12 protein-coding genes are annotated in these 13,417 nt (G+C 73.7%); 5 read left to right on the top strand and 7 right to left on the bottom strand.

Features of this window, described 5'->3' with window-relative positions; all coding sequences use genetic code 11:
- Positions 1 to 139: 139 nt before the first annotated feature.
- A complete protein-coding gene (locus tag C4U44_RS30935) occupies positions 140 to 943 on the top strand; it encodes an SDR family NAD(P)-dependent oxidoreductase (RefSeq protein ID WP_103889359.1) in 804 nt (267 codons plus the stop codon).
- A 75-nt stretch (positions 944 to 1,018) separates the two neighbouring features.
- Here C4U44_RS30935 and C4U44_RS30930 read toward each other — a convergent pair whose 3' ends face one another.
- Complete coding sequence (locus C4U44_RS30930) at positions 1,019 to 2,587, bottom strand: FAD-dependent monooxygenase (protein WP_103889358.1); 1,569 nt, start codon at positions 2,585 to 2,587, stop codon at positions 1,019 to 1,021.
- 380 nt (positions 2,588 to 2,967) lie between these two features.
- Here C4U44_RS30930 and C4U44_RS30925 point away from each other — a divergent pair, with 380 nt between their 5' ends.
- On the top strand, positions 2,968 to 3,501 hold the full coding sequence (locus C4U44_RS30925; RefSeq protein ID WP_103889357.1) for a GNAT family N-acetyltransferase: 534 nt from the start codon (positions 2,968 to 2,970) through the stop codon (positions 3,499 to 3,501).
- 129 nt (positions 3,502 to 3,630) lie between these two features.
- On the opposite strand, the gene C4U44_RS30920 is transcribed toward C4U44_RS30925, so the two are convergent.
- The 4 genes from C4U44_RS30920 to C4U44_RS30905 all read right to left on the bottom strand — a co-directional run bounded on the left by C4U44_RS30920 (position 3,631) and on the right by C4U44_RS30905 (position 7,717).
- Positions 3,631 to 4,530, bottom strand: coding sequence for an MBL fold metallo-hydrolase (locus tag C4U44_RS30920; RefSeq protein ID WP_103889356.1), 900 nt, complete (start codon positions 4,528 to 4,530; stop codon positions 3,631 to 3,633).
- Between the two features lie 57 nt (positions 4,531 to 4,587).
- On the bottom strand, positions 4,588 to 5,577 hold the full coding sequence (locus C4U44_RS30915) for a hypothetical protein (RefSeq protein ID WP_103889355.1): 990 nt from the start codon (positions 5,575 to 5,577) through the stop codon (positions 4,588 to 4,590).
- 177 nt (positions 5,578 to 5,754) lie between these two features.
- Positions 5,755 to 6,678: a helix-turn-helix domain-containing protein gene (locus tag C4U44_RS30910; RefSeq protein WP_103889354.1), complete on the bottom strand. Its 924-nt coding sequence runs from the start codon at positions 6,676 to 6,678 to the stop codon at positions 5,755 to 5,757.
- A 130-nt stretch (positions 6,679 to 6,808) separates the two neighbouring features.
- Positions 6,809 to 7,717, bottom strand: a complete 909-nt coding sequence (locus tag C4U44_RS30905; protein ID WP_103889447.1) for an SDR family oxidoreductase — start codon at positions 7,715 to 7,717, stop codon at positions 6,809 to 6,811.
- A 161-nt stretch (positions 7,718 to 7,878) separates the two neighbouring features.
- Between C4U44_RS30905 and C4U44_RS30900 the strand changes: the two genes are divergently transcribed.
- On the top strand, positions 7,879 to 8,766 hold the full coding sequence (locus C4U44_RS30900) for a LysR family transcriptional regulator (protein WP_103889446.1): 888 nt from the start codon (positions 7,879 to 7,881) through the stop codon (positions 8,764 to 8,766).
- Here C4U44_RS30900 and C4U44_RS30895 read toward each other — a convergent pair.
- Positions 8,757 to 9,401: a response regulator gene (locus C4U44_RS30895; RefSeq protein ID WP_103889353.1), complete on the bottom strand. Its 645-nt coding sequence runs from the start codon at positions 9,399 to 9,401 to the stop codon at positions 8,757 to 8,759. The two genes, C4U44_RS30900 and C4U44_RS30895, sit on opposite strands and share 10 nt — an antisense overlap.
- On the bottom strand, positions 9,386 to 10,615 hold the full coding sequence (locus C4U44_RS30890) for a sensor histidine kinase (RefSeq protein ID WP_103889445.1): 1,230 nt from the start codon (positions 10,613 to 10,615) through the stop codon (positions 9,386 to 9,388). Before C4U44_RS30890 ends, C4U44_RS30895 begins: the two co-directional genes overlap by 16 nt.
- Positions 10,616 to 11,012: 397 nt before the next feature.
- Here C4U44_RS30890 and C4U44_RS30885 point away from each other — a divergent pair, with 397 nt between their 5' ends.
- Together C4U44_RS30885 and C4U44_RS30880 are read left to right on the top strand one after the other, a co-directional pair.
- Entirely contained in the window at positions 11,013 to 11,972 is a 960-nt protein-coding gene (locus C4U44_RS30885; RefSeq protein ID WP_103889352.1) for an alpha/beta fold hydrolase, read from the top strand.
- A 268-nt stretch (positions 11,973 to 12,240) separates the two neighbouring features.
- Positions 12,241 to 13,374 carry an NAD(P)/FAD-dependent oxidoreductase gene (locus C4U44_RS30880; RefSeq protein WP_103889351.1) on the top strand — a complete coding sequence of 378 codons (1,134 nt, stop codon included), beginning with the start codon at positions 12,241 to 12,243 and terminating at the stop codon, positions 13,372 to 13,374.
- The last annotated feature ends 43 nt before the right edge of the window (positions 13,375 to 13,417 follow it).

Here is a 13,417-nt window from a genome sequence, read left to right as displayed (position 1 = left end):
CTGACTGACACTCAGAAACGTTCACGAGCAGAGCAGTTGGGCTTCATCGCGACACGGTTCCGCAGCACACCCTTCACGCAACTCCGCCAGGATCGGGGACAAGGCAACTCCCCGGGCTCCAACGAGAGGTGGTCCACCCATGGGCAACGGAACGCAGTCCCTGGCCGGGAAGGTCGCCGTGGTCACCGGCGGCGCGGGCGGGATCGGAGTCGCCACCGTGGAGGCGCTGGCCACGGCCGGGGCCGACGTGGTGCTGGCCGACGTCGAGGGCGCACCCGTGGCGGAGATCGCCGCGCAACTGACCGCGAAGGGACTGTCCGTGGCCGGCCGCACGGTCGACGTCTCCTCCGAGGACAGCGTCCGCGACCTGGTGGACTTCACCGTGGACACCTTCGGCGGCATCGACGTGCTGGACAACAACGCGGCCCTCACCTCGGCGATCCGCGCCGACCGGGACGTGGTGTCGATGCCGGTGGAACTGTGGGACAGGGTCCTCGCGGTGAACCTGCGGGGGCCGATGCTGCTGTGCAAGCACACCGTCCCGGTGATGATCGGGCGCGGCGGCGGCTCCATCATCAACATCACCAGCGGGCAGGGCCTTTCAGGTGACCGGGTGATGGTCGCGTACGGCAGCTCGAAGGGCGGCCTGATCTCGCTGACCCGCTTCGTCGCGGCGGCGTACGGGGCCCAGGGGGTGCGCTGCAATGCCGTCGCGCCCGGGCTCATCCGTACGGCCGCGCTGGAGGCGGACATGCCGCTGCCGGTCCAGCAGATGTTCCAGAGCGCGAACCTGATCCCCCGGCTGGGCACGCCGGACGACGTGGCGCAGCTGGTGACGTACCTGGCCTCCCCGGCGGCGTCGTTCATCACCGGTCAGGTGCTGCCCGTCGACGGTGGATTCCTCTCCCACCTGCCCACGTTGTCGCCCCTTCCCGCGCACTGACACGCGGGAGGACGCGAAGGGGGCCCCGGGCGCCGTCCAGCGGCGCACCGGGCCCCTCGTGTCGGGGGCGGCGGGTCACTCCAGCCAGGGAGCCAGACCTGCCTCGATCGCGTCCGCGGTGGCCGGGCCCGCCCAGGCGAAATAGCCGTCCGGACGGACCAGCGCGGCCTCGCCCGCCGCCGGGCCCGGCTGCTTCCGGTCCCCCGGCCCTGCTTCCCCTTCTCCTTCGGCGAGAGGGGCCACCACCAGGCGGTCCTTGCGTCGCGCGGCACCCGGCAGCGTGTCGGCGGAGCCGCCGCCGGCGCCCGCCGCCGTTTCCTCGGGCGGCAGGACCAGCACGAACCTGCCCTCGCGCAGCACCTCGTAGAGCCGCCCCTGACCCAGCGCCAGGTCCGGCGCGCGCCTGCCGGCCAGGCGGTGGGACCCGCGGGGGGCCGCGTAGGAGTACCCGATCCCGGTGATCTCGCCCACGGCCTGCCGGGTCACCGGCCGTACGTGGGTGACGACCAGCTTCCGCACCGTGCGCAGCGCGACTTCCAGCGGGTTGTGGGCCATCGCCAACCGGAGGTTCAGGCCGCTGGTACGCAGGACGGCCCGGCCGATCGGATGGCGCTCGGCGTGGTAGCTCTCCAGGAGCGTGTCGCCGGCGTGGCCGCCGAGCACCGCGGCGAGTTTCCAGCTGAGGTTGGCGGCGTCCTGCAGGCCGGTGTTCATCCCCTGCCCGCCCGCCGGCGAGTGCTGGTGGGCGGCGTCACCGGCGAGCAGGACGCGGCCTATGCGGTACTCGGGCACCTGGCGCTCGTCGCTGTGGAAGCGGGAGAGCCACCGCGGGTCGTGCATGCCGTAGTCGCTGCCGAAGGCGCGCTCGATCAGGGAGCGCAGCTCCTCGAACTCCAGCGGCGCGTCATCGGGTTCGCCGCGGTGCGCGCGGTCCCAGCCGCCGACGCGCCACCAGCCGTCGCCGAAGGGGGCGATGAAGCCGAAGGCGTCACCCGTGCCGTGCACGCGGACCACCAGTTCCGGCTGCTCCGTGAACTTCACGTCGGCCAGCGCCACCGACCGTATGACGACCTTGCCGGGGAAGGGCAGCCCGAGCGCCTCGCGGACCGTGCTGCGCACCCCGTCGGCGCCCACCAGGTAGGCCGCGCGCACGATGTACGGGGCGCCGTCACCGCCGTCGATGTCCCGCACCGACACCGCCACCCCGTCGTCGTCCTGCGTCAGGCCCAGGACCTCCGCGCCGTAGCGGATCACCGCACCGTTCTCCAGCGCGCGCCGCAGGAGCAGCTTCTCCACCTCGTACTGCGGCGTGACCAGGAGGAAGGGGTACCGGGACGGCAACCGGCCGATGTCGAAGGGGATCGCGCCGAACAGCCTCAGCTCGCGGATGACCTGGCCGGTGTCGACGAGCTCGTCCGCCAGGCCGCGGGCGTCGAGGATCTCCAGCGTGCGGGCGTGCACGCCGAAGGCGCGGGTGAGGTTGCTGACCCCTTCCGGGCGCCGTTCGAGCACCACCACGTCGACGCCCGCGGCCGCGAGATCGCCGGCCAGCAGCAACCCGGTCGGCCCGGCACCGGCCACCACCACCGTGCCGGGGCGGGCGGCGGGCGCGCCGCCGGAATTCCGCTGCTCTTCCTGGGACATGCGCGACTCGCTTCCTGGAGAGGACGGGCGGATGCCGGTCCGTGGCCGGCGGCGCTCCGGAGCGGCGCGGCGGGCGGGGAGCACGGCAGGGTGCTGCTGGTCCGCGACCACGGGACACGGCGCGAGAGGGGGCGGCCGGCCCGTGACGCGTCTCATCCTGCTCCGCGTCTGTGAACCCCGTGCTGCGGCGGCATGTCGGTACGTCCGCAGCGGGCCGCGACAGCGCGGATGCTCAACTCGCCTTTCGCCAAGGCCAGTTGCGCGAGCGACGACATGCCTGGAAGCCGCCCTGCCGCGGACCCCCGCCCGCGCGCGGGCCGGTCGTCGGCGGCCCGGTAGGGTCCGGGCCATGACGATGTCTCCGTACCGGGCGCCGACCCGTGGTTGAGCTGCGGGAATTCGAGCCCGCCGACGGCCGGTTGCTGGCGACGTGGGTCGACGGGCCGGTCGAGTTGTGGAGGTGGTCCGGCAAGAACTTCAGCTGGCCGCTGGACGAGCAGCAGCTCGCGGCGTACGCGGCGGAGTCGGCGACACCCCTGCGCCGGAGCTGGATGGCGGTGGACCCGCGCGACGGGCGAGCCGTGGGTCATGCGTCGGTGCGGGTGGACGCCGCGGCGGCCGGCGGCCGGCTCGGACGGGTCCTCGTGGCGCCCGAGGCCCGGGGGAAGGGGTTCGGTGCCGCGATGGTGGCGGGTGTGCTGACCCGTGCATTCGGGGAGTTGGGGCTGGAGCGGGTCGAGCTGGGCGTCTGGGACGACAACGCGGCCGCGGTCCGGTTGTACGAGGGGTTGGGCTTCGTGTGCGATCACGTCCTGCGTGACGTCACGCAGCATGCGGGCAGGTCCTGGTCGGCGATGCAGATGAGCATGCGGAGGTCGTCGTGGGAGGCCGGCGCCTCCTCCGGGCTCTCGTAGGCGGCGGTATGCGTCCACCCGATGCCGGCGAGGGCCACCGCGCCGGTTCCGGCGGGTGGCCCTCGACATCACGACGCGTCCAGGTGCCGGCTACGGGCGGGGCGTGAGGGCCCCGGCTGCCCGGGTGCGTCAGAGGCGGTCGAGCGGGGCCCACCGCTTGACGGCGAACGCGTCGCCCTGGTGGGCCACTTCCAGCGCGCCGTGCCCGGCGAAGTGGGCAGGTATGACCAGGGAATGGGTGTCGGCGGCCCAGCCGAGGACCGTGCGTCGGGTGGTGCGGGCGGTCGCCGGGTCCTCGCAGAAGCAGCTGCTGTGGTCGGGCTGCATGACCTGGAAGGGTGAGTGCAGGACGTCGCCGGCGAAGACCGCGCGCTCGGAGCCGGAGGCGAGCTTCACGATGCTCGATCCCGGGGTGTGGCCGGGTGCGGCCTCCAGGCGCAGGTGGCCGTCGATGACGTGCTCGGACTCCCAGAGCCGGACCTGCCCGGCGGCGTGGACGGGCGCGATGCTGTCCTCGAAGGCGTTCTCGTTGGGTCCGCCGGTGATGGCGGGGTTGTTCGCCGGGTTCCAGTACTCGAAGTCGACTTTGGGCATCAGGTAGGTGGCGTTGCGGAAGGTGGGGACCCAATTCCCGTCGACCAGGCGGGTGTTCCAGCCGACGTGGTCGACGTGCAGGTGGGTGTTGACCACGAGGTCGACGTCGTCGGGGTGCACCCCGGCCCGCCGGAGGTTGCCGAGGTAGTCCCCTTCCAGGCCGCTCCAGGACGGCACGGCCGGGCGGTCCTTGTGGTTGCCGATGCCGGTGTCGATCAGGACGGTCCGGCCCTCGCTGCGCAGCACCCAGGTCTGCATGGCGACCTCGCAGATCCCGGTCGCGTCGTCGAGGAAGTCGGGGACCAACTCCGGGCGTTGCGCGTCCCACTCCTGCTTGGGCGAGCCGGGGAAGAACACGTCCGGGGTCATGCCGATCGGTCCGTGCAGTTCCTCGACCCGGGTGATCTCGACGTCGCCGAGGGTCATGTCGCTCATGGTGCGTGTTCCTGTCGTTGTCGTGGAGGCGGGCCCCGGCCGGGTGCTCGCCGGCTGCTACGGGTGGTCGTGCAGGCGGGCGCGGAGCAGGTTGGGGTCGGTGCCGGTGGTGTAGGCGGCGCTGAACACGTCGACCTGGTCGCCGTGCAGGGCGACGGAGGTGGGGTTCTGGAGCCCGTCGGCGGCGTCGAGGAGGACGGTGTGGGTGCCGTCGGGCTCGACGCGGACGACCTGGTCGGGGCCGTTGAGCGCGGCGAGTACCTGGTCGCCGCGGCCGGTGAAGGTGAAGTCGTCGATGCCGACCATGCCGGACGCCGTGACCTGCGGCGCACCCGCGCGGTTGCCGGGCAGGATCGGGATGCGCAGCAGGGTCCCCCGGTCGAGGTTGGTCACCCACAGGGCGCCGTCGTGCACCTTCGCGCCGTTGACGCCGAGGAGTACGGTCGGGGCGAGCGCGGAGCCGGTGGACCACGGGGTCGGAGTGCCGCCGCTGGTCGGGACGGTCCACACGGTGCCGAGGGCCGAGTCGGTGATGTAGAGCTGGTTGCCGCGGGGGTCCAGGGCCAGCCCGTTGGGCAGGCCGGTGGCGGGCAGCGCGGCGATTCTCTGCGGCGCGTGACCGGGGCGCAGCCGCCACAGCCCGGTCAGGTCGGCGGTGCCGGTCGCGTACAGCACGTAGAGCGTTCCGTCGGAGGCGCGGACGATGCCGGTGGTCAGAGGGAAGCCGAGGACGGGTGTGTGGACCCCTCCGTCGGCGGGTGCGGGCAGCGTCGCCAGGATGCTCGTGGTGCCCCGGGGGGTGATCCGGGCGACCTGGCGGGCGCCGGCGAAGGTGACGTCCGCGGTCCCGTCGGGGAGCAGGGCGACGTTCTCGGGCATCTGCCCCGCGTCCAGGTCGAAGTGGGTGGCGATCCGTACGTCGCTGAGCGGCCTCGCGGCCGTCGGTGCCGCGCCGGCCGGGCCGGCGCCGGCAAGGACGGTCGCGGCAAGGGCGGTCGCGGCCGTCACGACGGCGGACACGGTGAGGCGGGTCTTTCGCTGGGACATGGGTTCCTTCGCTCGTTCCGGGGATCGGAGGGGTGTTTTCGGGCATGCGGGGGCCGCGGCTCGGCGCCGTGGCCTCAACGGGGGCTGGGGGAAGGTCGGTTACGTGCGGGGTCGGCGGCAGGTTCGGTGCCGCGGATCGGTGTGCCGGGGGACCGTGCGCCGGGGTGCGGCGGTCGGTCAGGTGGCGGTGGCGTCGGGTGCGGCGGGGATGCCGGTGCCGTCTACGGACGAGGCCGGCGGGTGCGCGCCGGGTGCGGTGGCGTGGGCGAGCAGGGTCAGGGCGGTCGCGGAGCCGGAACCCGGGGTGGCGGTGGCCACGACCATGGCCGGGCCGGTGCCCTGCGGGCTCTGCAGGGTCTGCTGCGTGACGGTCAGCGTGCCGACCAGCGGGTGGCGCATCTCGTAGTCGGCGACGTCGCAGGCCAGGATCCGGTGGTCGGCCCACATCGTGGCGAACTCCGAGCTGTGCATGGTCAGTTCGCCGATGAGTGCGGCGAGCAGGGGGTCGTCGGGGTGGCGGCCGGCGGTCAGCCGCAGGTTGCCCACCACGGCCCTGGCCTTGGCGGGCCAGTCGGCGTACAGGTCACGGGTGTGCGCGTCGAGGAACACCAGCCGGGCCATGTTCGGCCGTCGCCGCGGGTCGTCCGGGGCGGCCGGGTCGAGATGCCCGGCGAACAGTGCGTGGCCCTGGCGGTTCCAGGCCAGCACGTCGGTGCGGCGGCCGAGGACGATGGCGGGGGTGTCCGCGATCGCCGCCAGCAGGGCGCGCGTTGCTCCGGTGACGCGTTCGGGTCGCGGCCGGGTCGCGGCACGGCCCTTCTTCGGTGCGCGGGCCAGCGCGTGCAGATGGGCCCGCTCCGACTCGTCCAGCCGCAGGGCGCCCGCCAGCGCGTCGAGCACCTCGGGGGAGGCGTTGCGCGACTGGCCCTGTTCGAGCCGCGCGTAGTAGGGCGCGCTGATGCCGGCGAGCATCGCGAGCTCCTCCCGCCGCAGGCCCGGCACCCGCCGCCGCTCGCCGTAGGTCCGCAACCCGACGTCCTCGGGCCGCAACTGGCCCCGGCGTGCCTGCAAGAAGTCCGCGAGCTGCCCGTACGTGTCCATGCCCCCGAGTATGCGCACCGCCGGGCATCCGTGCCGCACCCTGCTGGGGTGAGGCACCGCGGGGTGCGGCGGACTCCGGCGCCACCTCGCACCGCGTCCGTCCCCCGCGTCCCCCGTCCGGCTCCGTCCTTTACGCGGCGTCCTCGAAGTAGTGGCCCGCCTCGATGTCGGCGATCAGGCCCGGGCGCGAGGGCGCCCACCCGAGGCGTTCCCGGGTCAGCGCGTTCGACGCCGGGTTGTCGAGCGACACCAGCGGCGCGAGGAGGCCGAAGTGCCCGTCCGCCTCCTCGGCCGCCAGGCTCACGGACGGCAGCCCCAGCCGGAAGCCGATGGCCTCGGCGATGTCCCGGAACGGCACGCCCTCCTCGGCGACCGCGTGCACCGCCGTACCCGGCGACGCGGACCGCAGGGCCAGCCGGAACAGCACCGCCGCGTCCTCGCGGTGCACCGACGGCCAGCGGTTCGACCCGTCGCCGACGAAGGCCGACACCCCCTGAGCGCGGGCGATCCCGATCAGCATCGGCACGAATCCCCGGGCGTCGCCCCGGCCGTGCACCGTCGGCGCCAGCCGTACCGACGAGGAGCGCACCCCGCGCGCGCCCAGGGCCAGGACCGACCTCTCCACGGGAAGCCGCAGGGCCGCGGCCGTGGGAACGGCGGGGGTCTCCTCGGTCAGCAGCCGTCCCGGCGTGCGGCCGATGACCCCCGAGGTGACGACGAAGGGCTTGCCGGTCCCCTCCAGCACCGCACCGATCGCCTCCACCGCGTCGAACTCGACCCGCGCGCGGGCGGCCGGGTCGGTGGTCTCGGAGATGTGCTGGTTGGCGGCGAACACCACGCCGGCCGCCTCCGCGGCGCCGCAGCGCAGGCTCTCCAGGTCCCCGAGGTCACCGCGGTGGACCTCGACGCCGGCCCGGGCCAGCGCCCGCGCCGAGGCGTCGGAACGGGCCAGGCCCACGACCTCTTCACCCGCTGCGAGCAGGTCCCTGACGATGGCCGAACCGACGTATCCGGTTGCCCCTGCGACGAAAACGCGCACGATGAGTCCTTCACTGCTCTGGATCGCGCCGCGGCGGCTCAGGCCCGGCATCGCGACGCGTCGGGTGGGTGCTTCGACGGTAGGAGCCGGGGGAGTGCGGCGTCCAAGACCTGTTCCGCACCGCGTGATACGGATCGGGCATCGTGCAGTACGGTGCGGGGGTGTCCCTCGTCGACAGGCCCGCGGTCGACTTCGACCTCCGCCAGGTGCGGTACTTCATCGTCGTGGCCCGACACGGCAACTTCCGCCGCGCGGCGGACGAACTGCGGGTCGCCCAGCCGTCGTTGAGCAGACAGGTGCAGGGCCTCGAACAGCGGTTGGGGGTCCGCCTGCTCGACCGCACCACCAGGGGCTGCCATCTCACGGAGGCCGGGCAGGTCTTCCTGCCCCAGGCGGAGGCGCTGCTGCGCTCCGCGCACCGGGCCGCGACGACGACACGCGCGGCCGCGCCGGCCGGCGCCGTCACCATCGGGTACGTGGGCGGGCTGATCATCACCTCCGTCGTACGCGAGCTGCGCGGCCGCCATCCCCGCGCCGAGGTCGCCACCCTGCACCTGGACTGGAGCGACGTCCACACGGCCCTGCTCGGCCACCGCGTGGACGTCGTCGTCGCCCGCGAGCCCTTTCCCGCCGACCGCCTGCGGGTGACGCCCCTCCACCAGGAGCCCCGGGTGCTGCTGGTGCCGGTGACGCACCGCCTCGCAGGCAAGGAGTCGGTCACCCTCGACGACTTCGCCGACGAACCCCTCATCCGGTACCCGGACGCCGCCTACGACGCCTTCTGGCGCGTCGATCCCCGCCCGGACGGACGCTCCGCGCCCGACGGCCCGCTCGTCGCGGCGCACGCCGACAAGCTCGAAGCCATCGCCGCCGGCCAGGCACTCGCCCTGGCGCCGGCCACCGAGGGGAACAGCCCGCCCCGGCACGATCTGGCAGCCGTTCCCGTCGAGGGGATCGACCCGTGCAGCGTGGTGGCCGCCACCCGCACCGGCGAGCACAACCGCCTGGTCGATGCCCTTCTCGAGCTCCTGACCGGGTCTCAGGCCTGAAGGTAGGCCAGGACGGCCAGGACCCGCCGGTTGTCCTCCTCGGACTGCTGCAGCCCGAGCTTGCCGAAGATGCTGTTGCTGTGCTTGCTCACGGCTTTCTCGGTCACGAACATGCGGGCGGCGATGGCGGCGTTGGAGCGGCCCTCGGCCATCAGTGACAGCACCTCGTGCTCGCGGGGGGTCAGCGTCTTCAGGGGTTCGTCGTTCTCGTGCCGGGCCAGCAGGGACGCGATGACCTCGGGGTCCATGACGGTGGCGCCGGCGGCGACCCGGCGTACGGCGTCGATGAACTGGTCGACGCGGGAGACCCGGTCCTTGAGGAGATAGCCGACCGCGCCGGCCCGGTCGGACAGCAACTCGCGGGCGTAGAGCTGCTCGACGTACTGCGAGAGCATGAGCACCGGCAGGCCCGGGGTCCGGGTGCGGGCGTCGATCGCGGCCCGCAGGCCCTCATCGGTGAAGGTCGGGGGGAGCCGCACGTCGAGTACGGCCACGTCCGGGCGGTGCGTGTCCAGTGCCCGTGCCAGGGAGGGGCCGTTGTCCACCGCCTCGACGACGTCGAACCCGTAGGCGTCGAGAATCCGGATCAACCCCTCCCGCAGCAGGGCCAGATCCTCGGCTACGACCACACGCATGGCAGCGACATCCTCACGTCGGTGGGTCCGCCGACCGGACTGTCGACGCTCACTGTCCCGTCGAACGCGCCCAGCCGCCGTTCGATGCCCCGCAGTCCGGTCCCGCCCCCGAACGAGGCGCCGCCGCGGCCGTCGTCGCTGACGGCGATGCGCAGCAGGCCGCCGCTGTCGGGGGTGTGTTCAACGCTGATGGTGATGTGGTGGGCGTCCGCGTGCTTGAGCGCGTTGGCCAGCGCTTCGGCGACCGCGAAGTACGCCGCCGACTCCACGGCGGCCGGCAACCGCCCGGGGATGCGCACGGTGACGGTGGTCGGTACGGGCCCGGCCAGGGCCAGTGCCTGGATCGCGCCGTCCAGGCCGCGGTCGGCGAGGACCGGCGGGTGGATGCCCCGGACGAGGTCGCGGAGTTCGGCCAGCGCGGTCGAGGTCGACTCCCGGGCCTCGGACAGCAGCCGGGCCGCCGCCTGCGGGTTCTGCGCGAGCAGTTGCTCGGCCAGGCCGAGGCTCATGCCGAGTGACGCCAGCCTCGCCTGGGCGCCGTCGTGCAGGTCGCGTTCGATCCGGCGCAGCTCGCCGGCCTGGGTGTCGACGGTCTCGGCGCGCGAGGTGGCCAGGTGCGCCACCCGTGCCCGCAGCCGGGCCTGTTCGGTCGGGGCCAGCAACGAGCGGATCACCCAGGCGTTGAGCCGCGCCAGCGGTATCGCGCTGACATACCAGAGCGCCAGGCAGACCAGGCCGAGCGGGACCATGACGAGCGATGCGGCGGTGGTGTGCAGGGGCCATTGCGGGCCCAGGGGGGTGCGGAGGACCTGGGGCGGGGTCAGGGCGAGGACAAGGGGATAACTCAGGGAGAACAGCCCGGCCGCGAAGACCAGGAAGGGGCCGCCGGCGGTGAACCATCCGGCCACCGAGTCGACGGCCAGCCAGGCGCAGTCCCGCCAGGTCGCCGGGTCGCTCAGGATCGCCCGCAGCCGGGTGAGCCAGTTCCCCGCCGGGATCGGCAGGTAGGGGCGGGCGACCGGCTCTCCGCCCCACCGGCCCGCCCAGCCGCGGTGCCGGTCGGCGAACCGGCGCACCAGGGCCGTCGCGAGCAGCGTCACCGGCAGTCCGGCCCCCATCAGGACGAGGCCGGCTGCCATGCCCCACAGCATCAGCAGGGCGAAGGCCGCAGCCGAGGCGAGCAGCAGCACCAGCGACCAGCCGAGCAGTTCCATCCGCAGCACGAGGCCCGCGCGGAAACCGCGAGCAGGGGCCGGGGGGAGGCCGCGAACGGGGGCCGGGGGGAGGCCAAGGGCGGCTCGCGGGTCGGGTGGTGGATCCGGTGGTGCGTCGGCGGCGGTCATGAGGGCCACATCCTGGCACAGGGGCCCGGCGCCGGCAGAAGACGCCCACGGGATGCGGGCCGAGACGCAGGTCGGCCGGTGGTGGGGTGCGGGGCCATGTCCCCATCCTGACCGGCAGGCCCCCTTGCGCACAGTGGGGTTTTGTCCACCCCCTCCGGGGTCTCAGCCGCAGCGTGCGGGTCGTGCGGCGCAGGCAGGGTGGAGCTATTCGAAGAACACGCCGTCGCGGAGCCACCGGCGCCGCGACCGTCACTCCGGGGAGACCCTCATGACCGCACGAGCACTGTCCTCAACCGAGCGCCGGCGTACGGCGGTCGCCGTGGGCGTGGCGGCGGCCTTGACCGGGGTGCTCGCCGGCTGCGGGCACTCCGGCAGCTCCGCGTCGGGCCCCGCCGCGTCCCACCCCGCCGCGAGCGCCTCGGCCGCGGCGACGGCCGGTGCCGCCTCGAACGCGGGGTCCGGCACCGGCTCGACCCTGCACATGATCACCAACCAGGGACACCGGCTGGCCTTCCACGTCACCCCGGGGCGCGGGCCCGCGATCGTCCTGGACGCGGGCGGCGGCCTCGACTCCTCCTACTGGAAGAACATCGTCCCGGTCCTGGCGAAGCGGACCGGCTCGGAGATCATCACCTACGACCGCGCCGGGATGGGCGCCAGCGACGCGGTTCCGGGGCCGTGGAAGGTGCAGAGCGCCGTCTCGGACCTGGAGGCCGGGCTCACCGACCTGGGAGCGACCCGCGACGTGGTCCTGGTGTCGCACTCCGAGGCGGGGGAGATCGCCACGTACGCCACCCGGCAGCACCCCAGCCAGTTCGCCGGGGCCGTCCTCGTCGACGCCGCCGTACCGCAGTTCTCCACGGACACCGAGGTCGCCCGGGTCGCGGCCGCCACCCAGGCCCAGGTGGACGCGCTGAAGGGCAGGCCCGTCACGAAGGCGGACCGCCAACTGCTGGCCGTCGCCGCCGACTACGTGGCGGACCAGCACGCCTACCACCGGATCGCGTGGCCGGCGGGCGTCCCCGCCACCGTCATCGTGTCCGCGCAGACCCCGTTCCCGACCTCGCCGCCCGACGCCCAGGCATGGCGCGACGCCCAGGCGGCGTTCGCCGGTGCGGCACCCAACCGCCATCTCGTCACCGCCGCCGGCAGCTCGCACGACATCCCCGTCGACCGTCCCGACCTCGTCGAGGCGCAGATCGAAGCCATGGTGAACTCCAGCCGCTGACACCGCCGGTGGGCAAGGCCGGTCGACGAGCCGGAGCGGCCCACCGACCGTTTCCGGCCGCATCCCGCCCCCGGCGCACCGTTCGGTTCGTACCGTGGTGGCGTCGGGCATGACGCCTCGGCGAACCGTGACGTGATCTCGGGGCTGCCGAAGGCGACGGGGGATGAGCCGAATCGCCTGCCGGCGCCGTACCTGTGGTGCGGCGGCCACCTGGCGGGCGCAACCGCGGCGAAGAGCCGGAGATCAACGAGCTTGACGAGGAGTGGGGATGAGCTCATACGACGTCGTGGTCGTGGGCGGGGGCATCGCGGGGGTCTCGATCGCGTACGAGTTGGGCGCCGATCGCTCCGTCTGCCTGCTGGAGCGGGAGTCGTCGCTGGCGACCCACACCACGGGCCGCTCCGCCGCCACTTTCATCGAGAGCCTGGGCGGCGACCAGATCCGCGGGCTGACGAGGGCGAGCCGGCCCTTCTACGAGAGCCCGCCGGAGCCGTTCGAGGAGGGCCTGCTGACCCCGCTGTCGTTGCTGCTCATCGCGTCGGCCGGGCGGGCGGACGCGCTCCGGAGCATGTACGGGCAGATCAGCGTGCTGACCCCGGACGTGCGGCTCCTCGACGAGCGGGAGGCGCGGCGGCTCAATCCCCTGCTGCGGCCGGGATACGTCGAGCTGGCCGTGCTGGATCCCGGCGCGAGGGAGATGGACGTCCACGCGATCCACCAGGGGTACGCGCGGGGGCTTCGCCGACGGGACGGCGTGGTCCAGAGGTCGGCGAAGGTCGTCTCCGCGACGCGGCGGGGCGGCCTGTGGACCGTCACCGACGCGGCCGGCGGTGAGTACCGGGCGCCGGTCGTCGTCAACGCGGCCGGGGCCTGGGTCGACCAAGTCGCCCAGGCAGCAGGCGCCCGGCCCATCGGCATCCGGCCGCTGCTTCGTACGATCTTCATGGTGGGCGCGCCGGCCGGGACGGACGTCTCGGGCCTTCCGCTGACGGCGGACATCGACGACGCGTTCTACTTCAGGCCGGAGGGGCCGCAGTTGCTCTGCTCGCCGGCCGACGAGACGCCGGCGCCGCCCGGTGACGCGAGGCCGGACCCGATGAGCATCGCGCTCGGCCTGGAGGCCGTCAACGCCGCCACCGTCCTGAACGCCCGTCACGTGCGCAGCTCCTGGGCCGGGTTGCGCAGTTTCGCTCCCGACCGGAATCCGGTCGTGGGTTACGACGGGCAGGCCGAGGGCTTCTTCTGGTTCGCCGGGCAGGGCGGGTTCGGCATACAGACCGCGCCCGCGCTGGCACGGCTGGGCGCCGCGCTGGTGCGGAACGCGGAGGTCGCGGCCGACATCCTCGGCCACGGTGTGTCGGTCGAACAGCTCGCGGCGACGCGTTTCCCCACGGTCGACTGACGGTCACGCGCTTCGTGGGGCTGCGCCGCGTTCGGCGATGCGA

Source organism: Actinacidiphila yanglinensis (genome assembly GCF_900107965.1).
Lineage (GTDB): Bacteria > Actinomycetota > Actinomycetes > Streptomycetales > Streptomycetaceae > Actinacidiphila > Actinacidiphila yanglinensis.
The sequence above is the reverse complement of the archived record's forward strand: the minus strand, read 5'-3'. Positions and strand labels throughout refer to the sequence as shown.